Origin of the sequence: Mesorhizobium sp. M1D.F.Ca.ET.043.01.1.1 (assembly GCF_003952385.1) — a bacterium.
In the GTDB taxonomy this organism is placed as follows: Bacteria; Pseudomonadota; Alphaproteobacteria; order Rhizobiales; family Rhizobiaceae; genus Mesorhizobium.
The window spans coordinates 2,526,506-2,544,784 of sequence record NZ_CP034444.1 but is presented as its reverse complement, the minus strand read 5'-3'; the positions used below and the strand labels follow the sequence as shown (position 1 = coordinate 2,544,784).

Genomic DNA, 18,279 nt, shown 5'->3' with positions numbered 1-18,279 from the left:
CAATCCGCTGTCCGCGCCGATGGACAATCGGACGGTCGCGCGCTAGACAACGCTGAGGCATTTTTTCCTGTTTCGAAGGAGAGCGGACTTGCTCTCACACGATCGCGTCTGGGCCGCAATCGACGCTCTTGCCGAGCGCTATTCGCTGTCTGCTTCCGGTCTCGCCAGGCGCGCGGGCCTCGATTCGACCGCCTTCAACAAGTCCAAGCGCCTGTCTTCCGACGGCCGACCGCGCTGGCCCTCGACCGAATCGCTGGCCAAGATCATCGAGGCCACCGGCGCCTCGCTGCAGGAATTCACCGTGCTGGTCGAAGGCCGCGGCGGCACCGCGGCGCCGCAGCCGCGAATGGCCGTGCCGCTGCTTGGCTTTGCCCAGGCCGGCGCCGGCGGCTTCTTCGACGATGCCGGCTATCCCTCGGGGCAGGGCTGGGATCTGGTCGAGCTTCCGACGCGGGCGGCGGAAACCTCCTATGCGCTGAAAGTCCAGGGCGATTCCATGCTGCCGCTCTACCGCAACGGCGACGTGCTGATCGTCGAGCCGGGCGCGCCGACGCGCAAGGGCGACCGCGTCGTCGTCAAGACTGTTGCCGGCGAGGTTATGGCCAAGGTGCTCGCTCGCCAGACCGCGAAATCGATCGTGCTGGTCTCGCTCAATCCCGCTCACCCGGACCGCGACATCCCGATGCGCGAGGTCGAATGGGTGGCGCGGATCGTCTGGGCAAGCCAGTAGGTCCGGGCTGGTGCGGATTCTCCATCTTGGCCTTGCGCTTCTCGCGGTTCCGGCGATGGCGGCGCTGGTCGTCGCCGGAGGCCGTTCGCTGAAGGGCAGCGAAAGCGTCGTCGCGGTCGATCGGATCGATCCGGCCGATGCGCTTCCTAGGCAAGGCACCGATGCGGCGCCCGAGGAGCCTGCGACCTCCGCCATTCCGCAGCCGGCTGCTCCCGAGCCGCCGAAACCGGTGGCCCATTCGCGGGCGATCGATCCGGAGATCGTGGCGCCGCCCGAGCTTTCCGAGGAGCAGTTGGAGCGGGTCGGGCCGCGCGCGCCGCTCAGCGATCTTGCGCTGGCCGGCCCGCCCAAGCCGCGCAAATCGAAGATGCCGGACGGCCGGGACGGCACCAAGCTGTTCCAACCCGTCGCTTCCGCCGCCGGCGTTATTGAGGCGAAAGGCTATTCTGTCACCGTTTCGGGTATCGAGGTGGTGAAGGACGACGAGACCTGCAGCGATGAAGGCAAATCCTGGGCGTGCGGTGCGCGTGCCCGGACCGCATTCCGTGCCTTCCTGCGAGGGCGGACGCTAGCCTGCGCCGTGCCTTCGCAAGGCGGGCGGGATGCCGTTTCCGCGCAGTGCTGGGTCGGCAACAAGGATATCGGAGAGTGGCTGGTGGAAAACGGCTGGGCTCGCGCCACGAAGGGCGGCCCCTATGTCGAGGCGAGCGACAAGGCGCGTGCGGCCAGGAAGGGCATCTTCGGCACGGCGCCGAACCTTGGCGGCCTGCCGGCATTGCCAGCCGCCAGCGCGTCGGCGCCTGCCGCGCCAGCTTCAATCCTGCCTGCGGAAGATAGCGCCGTTACGCCGCCAACTGACCTGCCAGCGCCCGCACAATGAGCGCGCGCGTCTCCGCGATGCCGTAGAGCGCCGCGAAGGAGCCGAAGCGCGGCCCGCGTTCCTGCCCGATCAGCACCTGGTAGATCATCTGGAAGAAGGCGACCGACACGCCGGGGCCGCCTTCCGGGCTCTGCTTGGAATGGTCCTGGTAGCGCTCGATCCGCCGCGCGACGTTGAGTGCCGCATTCTGGATCGCCTCGCCGTCGGCGCCTTGCGGCAGGGCACCGAGCGCTTCCGAGAGCTTCGCCAGCGCCTCGCGCTCCACCTCGTCGGCGGCGCGATAGACCTTGGTGGGCTTCACGAAATCGTCGAAATAGCGGATCGCGTAGCCGGTCAGACGGTCGAGCTCGGGGTGCGTCTGCGGCGTCACGCCCGGCGCATGACGCGAGATGAAGCCCCACAGCACCGCCTTGTCATGCGCGTTGGAAGCGCTCACCAGGTTGAGCAGCAGCGCGAACGGCACCGGCAGGTCGATGGCCGGCGGATTGCCGTCATGCATGTGCCAGACCGGGTTGCCGAGCCGCTCCTTCCAGTCCTGCCGGGGATAGGCGGAGAGGAAAGCATAGTATTCGTCGACCGCCTTCGGGATGACGTCGAAATAGAGCTTCTTGGCCTGCCGCGGCCGCTGGTACATGTAGAGGCCGAGGCTCTCGGTCGGCGCATAGGTCAGCCATTCGTCGATGGTGAGGCCGTTGCCCTTCGACTTCGAGATCTTCTGGCCGTTCTCGTCGAGGAACAGTTCGTAGACGAAATGCTCCGGCGCGCGGCCGCCGAGAATGTTGCAGATGCGGTCGTAGATCGCCGCGTTGGTCTGGTGGTCCTTGCCGAACATCTCGAAATCGACGCCGAGCGCTGCCCAGCGCATGCCGAAATCCGGCTTCCACTGCAGCTTCACCTTGCCGCCGGTGACGGGCAGCGTGGTCTCGGTGCCTTCGTCGTCGAAGGTGATGGTGCCGGCCTTGGCGTCGACATGCTTCATCGGCACGTAGAGCACGCGGCCGCTCTTCGGCGAGATCGGCAGGAACGGACTGTAGGTCGCCTGGCGCTCTTCGCCCAGCGTCGGCAGCATCACCGCCATGATCTCGTCATAGCGCTCGGCGGCGCGCAGCAGCACTTCGTCGAAGCGGCCGGACTTGTAGTACTGGGTCGCGCTGGCGAACTCGTAGTCGAAGCCGAACGTGTCGAGGAAGCGGCACAACATCGCGTTGTTGTGGTCGGCAAAGCTCGCATAGTCGCCGCCGAAGGGATTGGGCACCGCCGTGAGCGGCTTGTGCAGATAGGGCTCGAGCGCCGCGCGATCCGGCACGTTGTCGGGGATCTTGCGCATGCCGTCCATGTCGTCGGAAAAACACAACAGCTTGGTCTTGACCTTGTCCCCGGTCAGCACGCGGAACGCGTGGCGCACCATGGTGGTGCGCGCCACCTCGCCGAAGGTGCCGATATGCGGCAGGCCGGACGGGCCGTAGCCGGTCTCGAACAGGACGGTCTCGGGAAAATCCTTGTTCTTATAGCGGGCAATGATCTTCTTGGCTTCCTCGAACGGCCATGCCTTGCTTTCGGCGGCCGCCGCAAGCATCTCGGGATTGAGATCGATGATGTTTGATCCCGTCATGTCAAAGTTCCAGTCATGTGCCGGCTTTCGCCGCGATAAGATTTTTTCAACCGGTCTCTAGGCGCGACTGGCCGGAGCGTCAACGATTTGCGGCGGTTTTCCTTGCGGCGCGACAATGGCGCTCCTACGTTGGAGCTCGATGTATCAAGGAGTTTTGAATGCCTTCGCTGACGCCGCATGAAGCCCTGATCTACCTGATGGTCATCACCTCGGCTTCCGACCGCGACATGACCGATGTCGAACTGGCGCGTATCGGCGACGTCGTCCGCTCCTGGCCGGTGTTCGTCGATTTCAACCAGGACAGGCTGGTGGCGGTGTCGCAGGAATGCCAGAAGGCGCTGAATGACAGGGACGGACTGGAAGGCGTCCTCGCGCATGTCGCGGCGGCGCTGCCGGAGCGGTTGCGCGACACGGCCTACGCGGCAGCCTTCGAGGTTGCGGCCGTCGATCTCGAAATGCGCATGGAGGAGGTGCGGGTGCTGCAACTCATCCGCCTCAAGCTCGATCTGGATACGTTGACCGTTGCCGCGATCGCGCGTGCGGCCAAGGCGCGCCTGCGCACGCTGACGTGATCGTACCGCGATGCGCCCCGTCACCTGGTAACATGCGCTTTACCTGGTAACGGCCATCTTCTTAGGCTGCGTCTTATACAATTCATTGTTGGACGACAGATTTGTTTACTACCCGAGAAGCCCAGAAGCTGACTCAGGGAAAGTCATTCCTTATCACGTTAAGGGCGTACATGTTTATGTGACGGCTGAACAAAGCCAGTTTGTTTACTGGCTTCGGATCGTTGAGGTCGGTTCAGGGATTTTGTTTTTTGCCGGGTGTTTTTTTGCCCTAACATGGTCCAAGGGCAAGTAAGTTACGACAGCGCCAGCTACCTGACGAACCGCGGCGACTCAGAAGAAGCTCACCGGGAAATAGCGCAGGTAGAACTCGGCAAAGGTTCCCTTGATCGAGATCTCCTGCAGCGCATAGTCGAAGGCGGCCGCCAGCGCCGGATCGCCCGCCCTGGTGGCGATCGCCATGCCCGAGCCCAGATATTCCGGCGCCAGGTACGGGCCGCCGGCAAAGCGGCAGCAGCCGGCCGCATCCGAACCGCCGAGCCAGAAGGCAAAGCGCATGCCGTCGCCGAAGGCGGCATCGATCTTGCCGGCCTTGAGATCGGCGTAGAGGTCTTCCGTCTTGTCGAAGGGCACGACCTGCACCGTGCCGAAATAGTCGCGCAGCATCTTCTCATGCGCCGAGCCGGCGATGACGCCCACCCTTTTGCTGCGCAGCTTGTCGAGGATCGGCTCGGTGAAGGACTTGGCCTTCAGCATGATGAAGCGCGCCGGGAACTGCAGATAGGAACGCGAGAAGGCGTATTTCTCGCGGCTTTCCGGCGTCGCCGCGATGCCGGCGATGATCGCCTCGCCTTCGCCTTTCTGCAGCGCGTCGTCGAGCTCGTTCCATGGCAGCGCCTGGATCTGGCATTTCTCGACGATGCCGAGTTCGGCGCAGATCGCCCGCGCCAGGTCGATATGGAAACCCGACAGCCGACCCGAGCCGTCGAGGAAGTTGAAGGGCGGAAAATCGGTGGTGGTGAGGAATCTCAGCCTCGGCAGCGCGGAAAGATCGGGCTTCGGCAGCCGCTCTTTGGCATCCCACAGCACCGGAACCTGCGGCTCCGCGGCCTGAGTCGCGCCTGCAAATGGCGGCGCCCCGATCAGCGCCGGCATCAGGGCCATGAATATCCACCGGAAAGTCACGATAAGGTTCCGCCCAGTCATGTTCTTGGCTTTTCGTATGAAAATGAAGCGGGCACAATTGTTTTTGATTTCAAACGGACGAATTAGGCGTATGGTTTAGCATGTTTGCAAGTGGCAGCGCGCGCAGGGCTCGGGGGAGATAACCGGCGTCACGAAGCAGCTTGCAATCCGGGGTTGATGGCGAAGGGTGGTTCGGGCATCTACCATTGGCAAACGAAGCAGAAGCAACATGGGGTAGATGTTGCGATGAGCATGTTCGATAGAACTCTGGAATACATAGACCAACTGCAGCATGCCAATACGGCGGCGGCGGTTTGCGAGCGGTTGCTCGGCGTCACCTCGAATTTCGGGCTGACGGCGCTGATGGCCGGGACCGTGCCGCAACCCGGCACGCCGCGCGGCCAGCAGAAGGACCATGTCCTGCTCTGCGACTGGCCGGTCGAATGGCTGGAGCGCTACGTGGCGCGCAACTATGTCGACCATGACCCGGTCGTCAGCCACATGAAGCAGTTGCAGGCCCCGTTCCAGTGGCGCGAGGCCTCGCAGGCCATTGTCATCGACAAAAGCAGCGACGAGGTCATGGGCGATGCCCGCGAGTTCAAGCTGCGCGATGGGCTCGCCTTCCCGCTGGTCACGCTCGACGGTCAGATCGTCATGGTCTCGCTGGGCGGCGAGGCCGTGGAGCTCTCGGAGGCCGAGTTCGGGATGGTTTCGCTGGCGTCCACCTACGCCGTCGGCCGCGCCATGCAGCTTCACACGATGGCCGGCAAGGTCATCGATCACATTGAATTGACGCCGCGCGAGCGCGAATGCCTGCAATGGGCGGCCGTCGGCAAGTCCGAGTGGGAGATTTCGCAGATACTCGGCATCTCGGAGCACACTTCCGAGAAACATCTCCTCAACGCCAAGAGCAAGCTGGGCGCCGCCAACCGTGTCCAGGCGGTCGCCGAGGCGATCAGGCGCGGTTATATCAGCTAGGTCGGGCATTCCGGCCTGGAAATTCTGCCCGTGGATCGCCGCATTTCCGGGAAATCCGGCCGTATCTTCGTCTTGAGGGTGCGAGACGGCTAATGCTTTCTTAACGCCAAGAGCAAACTGGGCGCCGCCAACCGTGTGCGGGCGTCGCAGAGGCTGTTAGGCGCGGCTATATTAGCCAGATCGGCCGTGCGGGCCTAGAAATTCTTGCCTACGCGTTCGCGTAATATTTTCGGGAAAGCCCGGCCGTATCTTCCTCTTAAGCCCAGGAGACGGCTAATGCTATTTTCCCTTACCACTCAGGAACTGATGGAACGTCCCGACCTTTGGGAAGCGGCCCATCGTCTACGCTACAGAATCTTCGTCGAGGAGATGGGGTGGACCGATCTCGAACGCCCGGACGGTCTCGAGATCGATCAGTTCGACCATGAGGAGGCCGAACATCATCTCGTCATCCGCAATGGCGAGCTCGCCGGCTATCAGCGCATGCTGCCGACGACGCGGGCGCACCTTCTGACCGATGTGCTGGCGGACCTCTACGAGGGAACGCCTCCCTCGGGCCCGCATGTCTGGGAGTTGACCCGCTATGCGGTGGCGCCGGGCTTTCGTGACGGCAAGCGCGGCGTTTCGACGGTCGGCACCGAGCTGATCGCCGGTTTCGTCGAATGGGGCCTCAAGCGCAACGTCAACCAGGTCATCATCGAGTTCGAACCGATGTGGGTGCTGCGGGCGTTGCAAATGCACTTCCTGGCCAAGCCGCTCGGTTACCAGCGCACCTACGGCAACCAGCAGGTCGTGGCGACGCTGCTCACCTTCACCGAGCATACGCTGGATGTGGTGCGCCAGCGCCGCAACCACTTCCTGCCGGTGCTCAACCGGGGCTATCCCGGCCAGCTCGGCCTGAGGCAGGCTTCGTGATGGAGGCGGTCATGAGCTTCCATCCCGAACCGGAACTGCGCGGCCACACGCTGGTCGTCACGGTCTCCTCGCACGACGGCAGGCCTGTGCTGGACAGGCACGCCTATGCGAGCCTCGCCAGGACCTTCCACGAGGCCGCCGTCAATGACGACGTCCGCGTGATCGTGCTGCGCGGCCTCGCCGGCTGCTTCTGCCTCGGCGGCGACTTCTCGGAGTTCCTCGACGCCACCAAGCACCAGCAGCTGATCGCCGCCGTCACCGACATGTTTCGCATGCTTGCGACCTTCCCCAAGCCGGTCCTTGCCTGCGTGGACGGGGATGCCGTCGGCGTCGGCTGCACCATCCTGTTCCACTGCGACATGGTGATCGCTTCCAGGGGGAGCACCTTCAGGGTGCCGTTCGTCGATTTCGGTCTCGTGCCGGACGCCGCGACCAGCATCCTGGCGCCGCAGAAGCTCGGCTATGCCGGCGCCTTCCGCTTCTTCTGCCTCGGCGACACGCTGGGCGTCGACGACGCCAAGGCGCTCGGCCTGGTCGGCGAGATCGTGGAAGGCAGCGCCGAGGAAATGGCTTTGGCGCGGGCGAGGCAGCTCGCCAAGAAGCCGGTTGCCGCGCTGCTTCAGACGCGCGGCCTGCTCAAGGGCGATACGGACGTTCTGTGCGACCGCATCGACCATGAGATATCGTTGTTCCAGCAGGCGCTTCAAGACGACGCCACGCTGAAGCGGCTGCAGCGGATCGCCCGCCTGGCCGCCTGATTCCTGCATAAAACCTCAGCGCCGCGCACCGACAGTGCGCGGCGCTGTAATGTCGGGCGCCCGATCGGCGGGCGTCGGGGAAAGTTACTTCTCCAGGAACGACGGCCCTTCGCCGATGATCTTCTTGTCCTGTTTGCCGATGGCGTCGAGATCGCGCCCGTCGTAAGGCAGCGACAACAGGATCCGCTGCATGACGGCAAGCCGCGCGCGGCGCTTGTCGTTGGCGCGCACGATGATCCAGGGCGCGAACTCCTTGTGGGTGCGCTCGACCATCACGTCGCGCGCCTTGGTGTAATCGTCCCACTTGTTGATGCCGGCGATGTCTATCGGCGAGAACTTCCAGTTCTTCAGGGGCGACCAGCGCCGGTCGTGGAACCGTTCGAGCTGCGTCGCGCGGCCGATGTTCAACCAGAATTTGAAGAAATGGATCCCCTCGTTGCAGATCATGCGCTCGAAATGCGGCGTCTCGTCGAGGAATTTCTCATGCTGCTCCGGCGTGCAGAAACCCATGACCGGCTCGACGCCGGCGCGGTTGTACCAGGAGCGGTCGAAGGTGACGAACTCGCCAGAGGTCGGGAAATGGTCGACATAGCGTTGATAATACCATTGCCCGGTTTCCGTCGGCGTCGGCTTGGTCAGCGCCACGTTGCGCGCTGTGCGCGGGTTCATATATTGCCGCAGCACGAAGATCGTGCCGCCCTTGCCGGCCGCGTCGCGTCCTTCGAACAGCGCCATCACCCGCTTGCCGGTCGCCTGCAGCCAGGCCTGCGCCTTGACCAGCTCGATCTGCAGTTCCTCGAGCTCCCTGTCGTAGTCCTCACTCTTCATCTTCTTGTCGTAAGGATAGCCGCCGGCGGCCAGCTTGTTGTCCTCGATCCAGTCCGGAAGCACCGGGTTGTCGATGTCGAACTCGCGTTCCTTGCCGCCGATCCTGATCTTGATCGGTCCCGCGGCAGGCGCCGCTTCGGCTTTTTCCTTGGCATTTTTCATCGAGGCGAACCTTTCCAGCTTGCGGACTCGTGCTATGGGAGCCTGTAAGGCGTCGCGTCCGTCTGGACGCGAGGGCGTCGTAGCATGTTGATTTTGCGCATGAACATTCCGGAAAATCGATTCTGATTTTTGTGGGGTGTCATGCGCCGGTCCGGTCGGGTGAATTTCACCGCGGAGATACGGGGCAGCGCGTGGTCGATAAGGGCGAGGACCAGGAAGGCGCAACGCAGGCGGCCGTAGCCGGGCTGCGGCGCAGCCCTTGGTTGCTGGCCGCGGCTGTCGTCGCGGTCCTCGCTGTCTACGCTTTCGGCGGCCTGTCGATCTATGTGCCGCTGCTGGCCCTGGCGTTGCTGGCTGCTGCCGCGATGCTGCCCGCCGACGTCGAGCGGCAGTCCGCCGACGATGCGGCGGCGATCGAGGCCGGCGGCCTGCAGCGGCTGTCTGGCGAGTATCTGGCCGCCGCCGTTGCCGATCCGCTGATCATCTTCGACCGGACGGCAGCCATCGTCCATGCCAACGCGGCCGCTTTTGCCGCCTTCGGCGGACTGGCGCCCGGCATGTCGCTGTCGCTCAAGTTCCGCGCTCCGGAAATGCAGGCCTTGCTCGACGGCATCGTCTCGGGGGCCGTGGCGTCCGATGTCGTCGAGTATACGGAAAAGCTGCCGGTCGAGCGCACATACCGGGTGAGCGCGTCATCGGTCGGCCATGCCACCGGTCTCTATGTGCTGGTGTTCAAGGATCAGAGCGAGGCACGCCGCATCGACCGCATGCGCGCCGACTTCATCGCCAATGCCAGCCACGAGTTGCGCACCCCGCTCGCCTCCATCGCCGGCTTCATCGAGACCTTGCGCGGCCCGGCGCGCGGCGATCCGGCGGCACGCGACCAGTTTCTGCAGATCATGCAGAACCAGACGGGCCGCATGGCGCGCCTGATCGACGATCTGTTGTCGCTGTCGCGGCTGGAGATGAAGCCCTACCTAGGGCCGGGAACCGAGGTCGATCTTCGCCAGACCATCGACAGCGTCATCGATTCCCTCGGGCCGCTGGCCAGCGAGAACGGCGTCGTCATCGAATGGGATTTCATCGATGGCCCGCTTTCCGTGCCCGGCGACCGCGACGAGCTCTTCCAGGTTTTCGAGAATCTCCTGGAGAATGCCTGCAAATACGGCCAGTCAGGCGGGCGCGTCACCGTGTCCATCGCAGGCAGCGAAGACGGCCAGGAAGCGGGCATCGACGTCACCATAAGAGACTATGGCCCCGGCATAGCCGAGGAGCACATTCCCCGCATCACGGAGCGTTTCTACCGCGTCGATGTCGAAAACAGCCGGACCCAGAAAGGCACCGGCCTTGGCCTTTCCATCGTCAAGCATATATTGACTCGTCATAATGCAAGGCTGTCGATCAAGTCGGAAGTCGGCAAGGGCGCGGCGTTCACGGTTCATTTGCCGACTAGCTGACTCCTGTATTGGTTGCCAACCGGCAATTTCTTCTTTCTGTCATCCGGTTCGCGTATCAGCGACAGATTGAGGGAACGCACCAGCCGGCAAAAACCGGGAAGGCATAACCATGCAGTCCGTCCATACTATGAGTGCCTATGACGAAGAATTGAAATTCCTGTCGAAGCGCATCGCCGCCATGGGCGGGCACGCCGAGCGCATGGTCGAGCAGGCGGTGGCGGCCCTCGTGAACGCTGATCCGGGCCTGGCGCAGAAGGTCATCCAGGACGATCTTGTCCTCGACGAGGGCCAGCGCGAGATCGACGACAAGGCGATCGTCATCATCGCCAGGCGCCAGCCGATGGCGACGGATCTGCGCGAGATCGTCGGCGCGATCCGCATCTCGGCCGATATCGAGCGCGTCGGCGATCTCGGCAAGAACGTCGCCAAGCGCGTCGCGGCGGTGATCGACGGCCGCCAGCCGAGCAGCCTGTTCCGCGGCCTCGAGGCGCTGGCCAATCTGGCGCTGACGCAGCTCAAGGAAGTGCTCGACGTCTACGCCTCGCGCTCGGTCGAGAAGATCGGCTTCGTGCGCGACCGCGACGACCAGATCGACGCCATGTATACCTCGCTGTTTCGCGAGCTCCTGACCTATATGATGGAAGATCCGCGCAACATCACGCCCTGCACCCATCTTCTCTTCTGCGCCAAGAACATCGAGCGGATCGGCGACCACGCCACCAACATCGCCGAAACCATCTATTACATCGTCACCGGCGACCAGATGCCGGCCGACCGGCCGAAGGGCGACAAGACCGACCAGGTGGTGTTTCCTGGCCCCGTATCGGCCAAATGACCCGATATCGGCCCGATATCGGCTAAGTGAACGGGGGCCCCTCGAACGGCTTTCTAATTTAGGCTAAGCTCCTCCAGGTGCAGCGATTTTGTCAGTCGCTGTCTCGGGAGGTTTGCGATGGAACAAGTTCGAAACCTGACCCCGGCCCTGCAGCCGACATCCGGCATCATTGCGTCCAGCGTCTATTCCGCCGGCAAGCGCGTGGCCGACATTGCGATCGAAGAGGCAGGTGTGTGGGCGACAAAGCCCGGCCATGTCGTCTGGATCGGGCTGCTCGAGCCGGACCGCAACCTGCTGCTCAGGGTGCAGTCGCAGTTTCACCTGCATGACCTGGCGATCGAGGACGCCGAGCATCCGCATCAGCGGCCGAAGATCGAGCAATATGGCGATGCCTTGTTCATCGTCGCCCGCACGGCGCAGCTGATCGATGGCCGCGTCACCTTCGGTGAGACCCATCTCTTCGTCGGCAGCGGCTATATCGTCAGCGTCAGGCATGGCCCCTCGACGTCCTACGCCGCGGTGCGCCAGCACTGGGAAAGCTGCCCGTCCTCGCTCGCCAAGGGTGAGGATTTCGTCCTCTATGCCATTCTCGACTTCATCGTCGACAACTACATGCCCGTCCTCGAGCAGATCGAGGACGAGGTCGAGCAGATCGAGGACAAGGTGCTGCTGAAGCCGATGACCGGCGCCGACATCGAACGGCTCTATATGCTGCGCCGTGATCTGCTCAGGCTGCGCAACGCGGCGCTGCCTTTGGTCGAGGTCTGCCGCCGCCTGACCAGCGCCGAGCTGCCGCAGATCCATGCCGCCATGCATCCGCTGTTCCGCGACGTGACCGACCACATCCGCACCGTGCAGGAAAAGATAGACAGCCTGCGCGAGGTCCTGGCCTTCGCCTTCGAGGCCAGCCTTCTGGTCGGACAGAGCCAGGAAACGGCGATCTCCAAGAAGCTCGCCTCATGGGCGGCCATCCTGGCGGTGCCGACTGCCTTCGCCGGCATCTACGGCATGAATTTCAATGACATGCCGGAACTGAGGATGGAATACGGCTACCCCGCCGTGCTGATGGCGATCGCGCTGATCTGCGCGTTCCTGTACTGGCGGTTCAGGAAGAATGGTTGGTTGTGAAAAGTGAATAGCGAATAGGGAGTAGCCAATAGGACAAGAGAAGCTTGCGCCCCACTCGGATGCCAGCACCCTTCTATTCGCTATTCGCTATTCGCTATTCGCTATTCGCTATTCGCTATTCGCTATTCGCTATCAGCGAGCGCGGCGTCTTTCCGCCGCCGGCTGGAACGCGACACGAGAGTGATATTTGCAGTACGGCCCGGTCTCGCCCGCGTCGTTGCCGCAGAAGCTGAAGTCTTCCGATAGCGGATCGCCGTTCGGCCACTTGCAGGTGCGCTCGGTCAGCTCGACGAGCTGCAGGTTGCGCGAGATCGGCACCACGACGTTCTCGACCGGGCGGATATAATGGCGCGCCACCGGCTCCGCGTCGAACTGCACCTGCAGCGCGGTCGCGCCGATAGTAGCCGTCACATGACGCGCAGCACTTGCGGCGCGGGCGACCGATTTCTGCATCGAGGCCCCTTGCGTCGCCTTCTTCTGCCGCGCGGGTGCCGCGGTCGCGCGGCCGCGGCCCGACAGTTTCAGGCGATGCACCTTGCCGATGACGGCATTGCGGCTCACGCCGCCGAGCTGCGCGGCGATCTGGCTGGCGCTGAGGCCCTCCGACCACAATTTCCTGAGAAGTTCGACCCGCTCGTCAGTCCAGTTCATGAGACCGCGCTCCTGCTGAGGCGTACGGCAGCCAGAATCCTTTCCCGCCCCGGCTCCCGCCGGGCAAACAACACCACATGTACCGGGTGATTAGATCCGCCGCACGAAATCTAGTTATTTCTCGACTACAATTACCTTATGCGCTGACTCGGTGACAAGAGTCCCCAGGGCAACACGATTCGGTTTTTTCGGTTTTCCCCAACTTGCCTGACCGCTCATGAGCCGGCGTGCCGCTGGAGGCTTGCCGTGCGCTACTGCGCGACGTTTTCGTTGACTTCATGGCCGAAAAACATGATAAGCCGCAAAGGCCGCCGCATTGGCGGCTTTTTTGATTTCCGGTTCCGGAGACGCATATAATGAGCGGTTCGGCGCTTTACGAGACCTTTGCTCGCGCACCCCTGGCCTTCGACCGCGGGGAGGGGACCTGGCTGGTCACCGACAAGGGTGAGCGATATCTCGATTTCGCCGGCGGCATCGCCGTGAATTCGCTTGGCCACAGCCATCCGCATCTGGTCGCCGCTCTCACCGGGCAGGCCGCCAAGCTCTGGCATGTCTCCAACCTCTATGAGATCCCCGAGCAGCGCCGGCTGGGCGAGCGGCTGGTCGAAGCGACCTTCGCCGACAAGGTGTTCTTCACCAATTCGGGCGCCGAGGCGCTGGAATGCGCGATCAAGACGGCGCGGCGCTACCAGTTCGTCAAGGGCCATCCGGAGCGTTTCCGCATCATCACCTTCGAAGGCGCCTTCCATGGCCGCACGCTGGCGACGATCGCCGCCGGCGGCCAGTACAAATATCTCGAGGGTTTCGGTCCGAAGGTCGAGGGCTTCGACCAGGTCGCGTTCGACGACATCGACGCCGCCGAGAAGGCGATCACGCCGGAAACCGCGGCCATCCTGATCGAGCCGGTGCAGGGCGAGGGCGGCATTCGCCCGGTGCCGACGCAGTCGTTGAAGCGCCTGCGGCAGCTCTGCGACCAGCAGGGCCTGCTTCTGATCTTCGACGAGGTCCAGTGCGGCATCGGCCGCACCGGCAAGCTGTTCGCGCATGAGTGGGCGGGCGTCGCGCCCGACCTGATGGCGATCGCCAAGGGCATAGGCGGCGGCTTCCCGATGGGCGCCTGCCTCGCCACCGACGAGGCCGCGACCGGCATGACGGCCGGCGTGCACGGCACCACTTTCGGCGGCAATCCGCTGGCGATGGCCGTCGGCAATGCCGTGCTCGACGTGGTGCTGGCCGAGGGTTTCCTCGAGGACGTGCAGCGCAAGGCGCTGCTGCTCAAGCAGGGCCTGGCCGCGGTCGTCGACGAATATCCCGAGATCATCGACGGCATACGGGGCACCGGCCTGATGCTTGGGCTGAAGTGCGCCATGCCCAACACCAAGGTGAACATGGCGTTGCGCGACCAGCACCTGCTTGCCGTGCCGGCCGGCGACAACGTCATCCGCCTCTTGCCGCCGCTCACCGTTACCGACGAGGAGATCGGCGAGGCCCTGAAGCGCATCCGCGCCGGCGCCAAGGGCCTGACCGATGCGATTGCGGCCGAAGCCGCGAAGTAATTCTGGAATTTGCCGATGAGCGTTCGCCACTTCACCGACCTGTCCGCCGTTTCCGCGGGCGACCTGCGCATCATGCTGGACGATGCGGTGGCGCGAAAGACCAGGCTCAAGGCCGGCGAGCGTTCGAAGCCGCTCGAAGGCAAGGTCCTGGCGATGATCTTCGACAAGCCGTCGACGCGCACGCGCGTTTCCTTCGACGTCGGCATGCGCCAGCTCGGCGGCGAGACCATCATGCTGACGGGCACCGAGATGCAGCTCGGCCGTTCCGAAACCATCGCCGACACGGCGAAGGTGCTGTCGCGCTATGTCGATGCCATCATGATCCGCACCACTTCGCATGACCGGCTGCTGGAGTTGACCGAGAACGCCACCGTGCCGGTGATCAACGGGCTGACCGACGATACCCATCCCTGCCAGTTGATGGCCGATATCATGACCTACGAGGAGCACCGCGGCCCGGTGGCCGGCAAGACCTTCGCCTGGACCGGCGACGGCAACAATGTGCTGCATTCGCTCCTAGAGGCTTCGGCGCGGTTCCGCTTCAATCTCAATGTCGCGGTGCCCGAAGGCAGCGAGCCGTTCGAGAAATATGTCGACTGGTCGAAGGCCAATGGCGGCAAGGTCAGGTTTGCCCGCACTGCCGAGGAGGCCGTCGACCAGGCGGATTGCGTCGTGACCGACAGCTGGGTGTCGATGGGCCAGGAACATCGCGCCCGCGGCCACAACGTCTTCCTGCCCTACCAGGTCAATGCCGCGCTGATGGCCAGGGCGAAGTCCGATGCGCTGTTCATGCACTGCCTGCCGGCGCATCGCGGCGAGGAGGTCACCGACGAGGTCATCGACGGGCCGCATTCGGTGGTGTTCGACGAGGCCGAGAACCGGCTGCACGCCCAGAAGGCGGTGCTGGCCTGGTGCCTGGGCGCTTGATCGGGCCCGGCTTGAACCAGGTTGTCTTGATCCAGGATTACGCGATGCCTATTTGCGGGCCATCACGTAAATCGAACGCGCTTCGACGCATGCCGCCCGGAAAGCGGCATGGACGCGCCCTGGAGCTTTGTCATGCTGGAAACCCGTCCATTGGCTGAACATCAACCCAAACTCGGTGAATTCGGCTTCGCCGGCGACGATCATGTCGTGCCATACGAAGTGGCGCCGCTCGACGTGCGCGGCCGCACCGTGCAGCTCGGGCCGATGCTCGACGCTATCCTCAGCCGCCACGACTATCCCGAACCGGTCGCACGGTTGCTGGCGGAAGCCTGCGTGCTCACCGTGCTGCTCGGCACGTCGCTAAAGTTCGAGGGCAAGTTCATCCTGCAGACCCGCACCGACGGTCCGGTCGATATGCTGGTGGCCGATTTCACCACGCCGCATGCGCTGCGCGCCTATGCGCGTTTCGACGCCGACCGCCTGCAGGCGCTGATCGCCGCCGGCGAAACCTCGCAGCAGGCGTTGCTCGGCAACGGCGTCCTGGCTTTGACCATCGACCAGGGCGCGCATACGCAGCGCTATCAGGGCATCGTCCAGCTCGATGGCACCACGCTGGAGGATGCCGCGCGCACCTATTTCCGCCAGTCGGAGCAGATTCCGACCGAGATCAAGATGTCGGTCGCCAAGCTGGTGACGCCCGGCCCGGCCGGAGCGCGCGAGCAGTGGCGCGCCGGCGGCATCCTGGCGCAGTTTCTGCCGCAGGCGCCCGAGCGCATGCGCATTCCCGACATTTCGGGCGGCGACGGCGACGACCGCGAGGTGACCGACCATCCGGCCGACAATTCCTGGCAGGAATTGCTGGCGCTGCTCGGCACCATCGAGCCGACGGAACTGATCGACCCGACGGTGGGTGCCGAGCGGCTGCTTTACCGGCTGTTCCACGAGCATGGCGTGCGCGTCTTCCGCAGCGTGCCGGTGGACGACCAGTGCTCCTGCTCGCGCGAGAAGATCCGCGGCATCCTCGAAGGCTTCTCGGCCGAGGAGATCAAGGACTCGACCGAGGACGGCGGCATCCATGTAGCCTGCGAATTCTGCTCGACGCAGTACGACTTCGACCCGATGGAGTTCGCGGGCGAGTGAAATGCCCTTCCTTCTCCCCGTTCCACGGGGAGAAGGTGCCCGAAGGGCGGATGAGGGGCAGCGCCGGCCTTGGCCATGCAGGCGCCCTCGCTTTGTCCGAAAGAAAATCTCAAAACCTGGCGCCGCCCCTCATTGCCCTGCCGGGCATTTCTCCCCGTAAACGGGGAGAAAGAGGCTGCCCCGTAGGGTTTCGCCCTTAGTTCACCGTGCGCCTTGTCCCCGGCATGTCGAGGGAGAAGGCGGGGATGGCGACGTCGAACGTCTCGCCGCGCCCGTTGCGCATCGTGTAGTGGCCGACCATGATGCCGGACGGCGTCGAGAGCGGGCATCCCGACGTATACTGATAGCTGTCGCCGGGATTGAGCTCCGGCTGGTCGCCGACGACGCCCGCGCCGCGCACTTCCTCGACGCGTCCGCGTCCGTCGGTGATGTGCCAGTAGCGCGACAGAAGCTGCACGAACTCGTCCGAACGGTTGTCGATCGTCACCTGGTAGCCCCAAACATAGCGGTTCTCGGACGGGTCCGAACGGTCCTCCAGGTAGAACGGCCTGACCTGCACTTCGATGTTGCGCGTGACGGCGCGATACATGTGCCACTCCGGTTGCCGCCGCCGGGAACATTCGTCGCGCTTCGCGGTTGTTACGCTAGCGCCGTCCATCCTGCCGGCTTTCCACCGCACGTGCCGACAAACAATGTCATTTAAGTGACACATGACAATGTTGGTGTGCACAAACCGTGTGGGCGACTCGGGCGCTCCGTCGACTGATGAAACGCCGCGGGCGGCCTTTCCGGAGTGACCAGATCTCGATGGAACTGACTCTCGCAGCCGCCTTTGCCTCGTCAGCCCTTCTTCTTTCCAACTTCGCCAGCATTCTGTTCGCTTCCTCGCGGCTGAAGGCGCGTCGCGTCATACCTGCGTCCTCCGGTAACCAGCCGCCGGTCTCCATCGTCGTTCCGTCGCGGGGCGTGGAGCCGTTCACCGGGGAGACGCTCGACCGCGCCTTCTCGCTCGACTGGCCGCGCTACGAGCTGATCTTCTGCGTCGCCCATGCCAACGATCCCGTGGTCGGACTGATCAATGCCGCGATCGCGCGCTTCCCCAAGGTTCCGGCGAGGCTGCTCGTCGGCGATGACAGGATCAGCGCCAATCCCAAGCTCAACAACTGCGTCAAGGGCTGGCAGGCGGCCCGGCACGATTGGGTGATCCTTGCCGATTCCAACGTGTTGATGCCCAAGGACTATGTCCAGCATCTGATGGCGGCCTGGCGGCCGGACACCGGCCTCGTCTGCTCGACACCGGTCGGCTCGCGGCCGGACGGTTTTTGGGCCGAAGTCGAATGCGCCTTCCTCAACACGCTGCAGGCGCGCTGGCAATATGCCGGCGAGGCGCTCGGCCTTGGCTTCGCCCAGGGCAAGAGCATGCTATGGAACAAGCCGGTGCTCGATGCCCATGGCGGCATCCAGGCTTTGGCCGCCGAGATCGCCGAGGATGCGGCGGCGACCAAGCTGGTCAACGGCCTGGGCCTACGGGTCAATCTCGTGGCCTCGCCCTTCGAGCAGCCGCTCGGCCAGCGCACGCTCGCCGAGATCTGGTCGCGCCAGGCGCGCTGGGCGCGGCTGCGCCGCGTCACCTTCCCATTGTTCTTCGCGCCCGAGATCCTGACCGGGATGGTCGTGCCGCTGATTTTCGCGCTGATCGCGGCGGCAGGCGCCGGCGTCAGCCTGCCTACGACCGCGCTTTGCGTGCTGGCGATCGCTTATGTGCCGGAATGCCTGCTCGCCTGGTCCAAGGGCTGGTACCTGTCGCCGCGCAGCCTGACCGCGATGATCGTTCGCGACGCGATGCTCCCCACCATCTGGGCGCGCGGCTGGCTGGGCGGTGTCGTCGAATGGCGCGGCAACGCCATGACGATCCGCACCGGGGAGATGACCGAACTCGAAGAGATTGCCTGAGCCGGCTGCGGCTCA

18 protein-coding genes are annotated in these 18,279 nt (G+C 64.1%); 13 read left to right on the top strand and 5 right to left on the bottom strand.

The features are described 5' to 3' along the window. Positions 1–88: 88 nt before the first annotated feature. Positions 89–730, top strand: a complete 642-nt coding sequence (locus tag EJ067_RS12455; RefSeq protein WP_126085962.1) for a helix-turn-helix transcriptional regulator — start codon at positions 89–91, stop codon at positions 728–730. Positions 731–740: 10 nt separating this feature from the next. Further along, positions 741–1,610 (top strand): thermonuclease family protein, encoded by an 870-nt coding sequence (locus EJ067_RS12450; RefSeq protein ID WP_245468250.1) that lies wholly within the window; start codon positions 741–743, stop codon positions 1,608–1,610. Here EJ067_RS12450 and EJ067_RS12445 read toward each other — a convergent pair. Next, the gene (locus EJ067_RS12445; protein WP_126085961.1) at positions 1,573–3,222 is read right to left on the bottom strand and encodes a lysine--tRNA ligase; all 1,650 of its coding nucleotides are present in this window, start codon (positions 3,220–3,222) and stop codon (positions 1,573–1,575) included. The two genes, EJ067_RS12450 and EJ067_RS12445, sit on opposite strands and share 38 nt — an antisense overlap. A 158-nt stretch (positions 3,223–3,380) precedes the next feature. Between EJ067_RS12445 and EJ067_RS12440 the strand changes: the two genes are divergently transcribed. Continuing rightward, positions 3,381–3,794 (top strand): tellurite resistance TerB family protein, encoded by a 414-nt coding sequence (locus EJ067_RS12440; RefSeq protein WP_126085960.1) that lies wholly within the window; start codon positions 3,381–3,383, stop codon positions 3,792–3,794. A gap of 330 nt (positions 3,795–4,124) precedes the next feature. Here EJ067_RS12440 and EJ067_RS12435 read toward each other — a convergent pair whose 3' ends face one another. Next, complete coding sequence (locus EJ067_RS12435; protein WP_126085959.1) at positions 4,125–4,955, bottom strand: transporter substrate-binding domain-containing protein; 831 nt, start codon at positions 4,953–4,955, stop codon at positions 4,125–4,127. A 267-nt stretch (positions 4,956–5,222) separates the two neighbouring features. Here EJ067_RS12435 and EJ067_RS12430 point away from each other — a divergent pair, with 267 nt between their 5' ends. From EJ067_RS12430 to EJ067_RS12420, 3 genes are all read left to right on the top strand, one after another. Then, positions 5,223–5,954, top strand: coding sequence for a LuxR family transcriptional regulator (locus EJ067_RS12430; protein ID WP_126085958.1), 732 nt, complete (start codon positions 5,223–5,225; stop codon positions 5,952–5,954). A 306-nt stretch (positions 5,955–6,260) separates the two neighbouring features. Next, positions 6,261–6,869, top strand: a complete 609-nt coding sequence (locus EJ067_RS12425; protein ID WP_245468249.1) for an acyl-homoserine-lactone synthase — start codon at positions 6,261–6,263, stop codon at positions 6,867–6,869. A gap of 11 nt (positions 6,870–6,880) precedes the next feature. Then, complete coding sequence (locus EJ067_RS12420; protein ID WP_126085956.1) at positions 6,881–7,627, top strand: enoyl-CoA hydratase-related protein; 747 nt, start codon at positions 6,881–6,883, stop codon at positions 7,625–7,627. Between the two features lie 84 nt (positions 7,628–7,711). Here EJ067_RS12420 and ppk2 read toward each other — a convergent pair whose 3' ends face one another. Beyond that, positions 7,712–8,617, bottom strand: a complete 906-nt coding sequence (gene ppk2 / locus EJ067_RS12415; RefSeq protein ID WP_126085955.1) for a polyphosphate kinase 2 — start codon at positions 8,615–8,617, stop codon at positions 7,712–7,714. 245 nt (positions 8,618–8,862) lie between these two features. Here ppk2 and EJ067_RS12410 point away from each other — a divergent pair, with 245 nt between their 5' ends. The 3 genes from EJ067_RS12410 (at position 8,863) to EJ067_RS12400 (ending at position 12,037) form a co-directional block, all read left to right on the top strand. After that, positions 8,863–10,074, top strand: a complete 1,212-nt coding sequence (locus EJ067_RS12410) for an ATP-binding protein (RefSeq protein ID WP_245468300.1) — start codon at positions 8,863–8,865, stop codon at positions 10,072–10,074. A gap of 109 nt (positions 10,075–10,183) precedes the next feature. Then, entirely contained in the window at positions 10,184–10,909 is a 726-nt protein-coding gene (phoU, locus tag EJ067_RS12405) for a phosphate signaling complex protein PhoU (RefSeq protein ID WP_126085953.1), read from the top strand. Between the two features lie 117 nt (positions 10,910–11,026). Then, positions 11,027–12,037, top strand: coding sequence for a magnesium and cobalt transport protein CorA (locus EJ067_RS12400; RefSeq protein ID WP_126085952.1), 1,011 nt, complete (start codon positions 11,027–11,029; stop codon positions 12,035–12,037). Between the two features lie 132 nt (positions 12,038–12,169). Here the strand turns inward: EJ067_RS12400 and EJ067_RS12395 are convergent, their stop codons facing one another. Further along, a complete protein-coding gene (locus EJ067_RS12395) occupies positions 12,170–12,688 on the bottom strand; it encodes a GcrA family cell cycle regulator (RefSeq protein ID WP_126085951.1) in 519 nt (172 codons plus the stop codon). 356 nt (positions 12,689–13,044) lie between these two features. Here EJ067_RS12395 and EJ067_RS12390 point away from each other — a divergent pair, with 356 nt between their 5' ends. The 3 genes from EJ067_RS12390 (at position 13,045) to EJ067_RS12380 (ending at position 16,311) form a co-directional block, all read left to right on the top strand. Next, the gene (locus tag EJ067_RS12390; RefSeq protein WP_126085950.1) at positions 13,045–14,244 is read left to right on the top strand and encodes an aspartate aminotransferase family protein; all 1,200 of its coding nucleotides are present in this window, start codon (positions 13,045–13,047) and stop codon (positions 14,242–14,244) included. Between the two features lie 15 nt (positions 14,245–14,259). Next, positions 14,260–15,171 carry an ornithine carbamoyltransferase gene (argF, locus tag EJ067_RS12385; RefSeq protein WP_126085949.1) on the top strand — a complete coding sequence of 304 codons (912 nt, stop codon included), beginning with the start codon at positions 14,260–14,262 and terminating at the stop codon, positions 15,169–15,171. A gap of 108 nt (positions 15,172–15,279) precedes the next feature. Beyond that, positions 15,280–16,311: an Hsp33 family molecular chaperone gene (locus tag EJ067_RS12380; protein WP_126085948.1), complete on the top strand. Its 1,032-nt coding sequence runs from the start codon at positions 15,280–15,282 to the stop codon at positions 16,309–16,311. A gap of 196 nt (positions 16,312–16,507) precedes the next feature. Here the strand turns inward: EJ067_RS12380 and apaG are convergent, their stop codons facing one another. Next, positions 16,508–16,900, bottom strand: coding sequence for a Co2+/Mg2+ efflux protein ApaG (gene apaG, locus EJ067_RS12375; RefSeq protein ID WP_124996092.1), 393 nt, complete (start codon positions 16,898–16,900; stop codon positions 16,508–16,510). A gap of 218 nt (positions 16,901–17,118) precedes the next feature. Between apaG and EJ067_RS12370 the strand changes: the two genes are divergently transcribed. Beyond that, the gene (locus EJ067_RS12370; RefSeq protein WP_126085947.1) at positions 17,119–18,264 is read left to right on the top strand and encodes a ceramide glucosyltransferase; all 1,146 of its coding nucleotides are present in this window, start codon (positions 17,119–17,121) and stop codon (positions 18,262–18,264) included. Positions 18,265–18,279 lie beyond the last annotated feature (15 nt).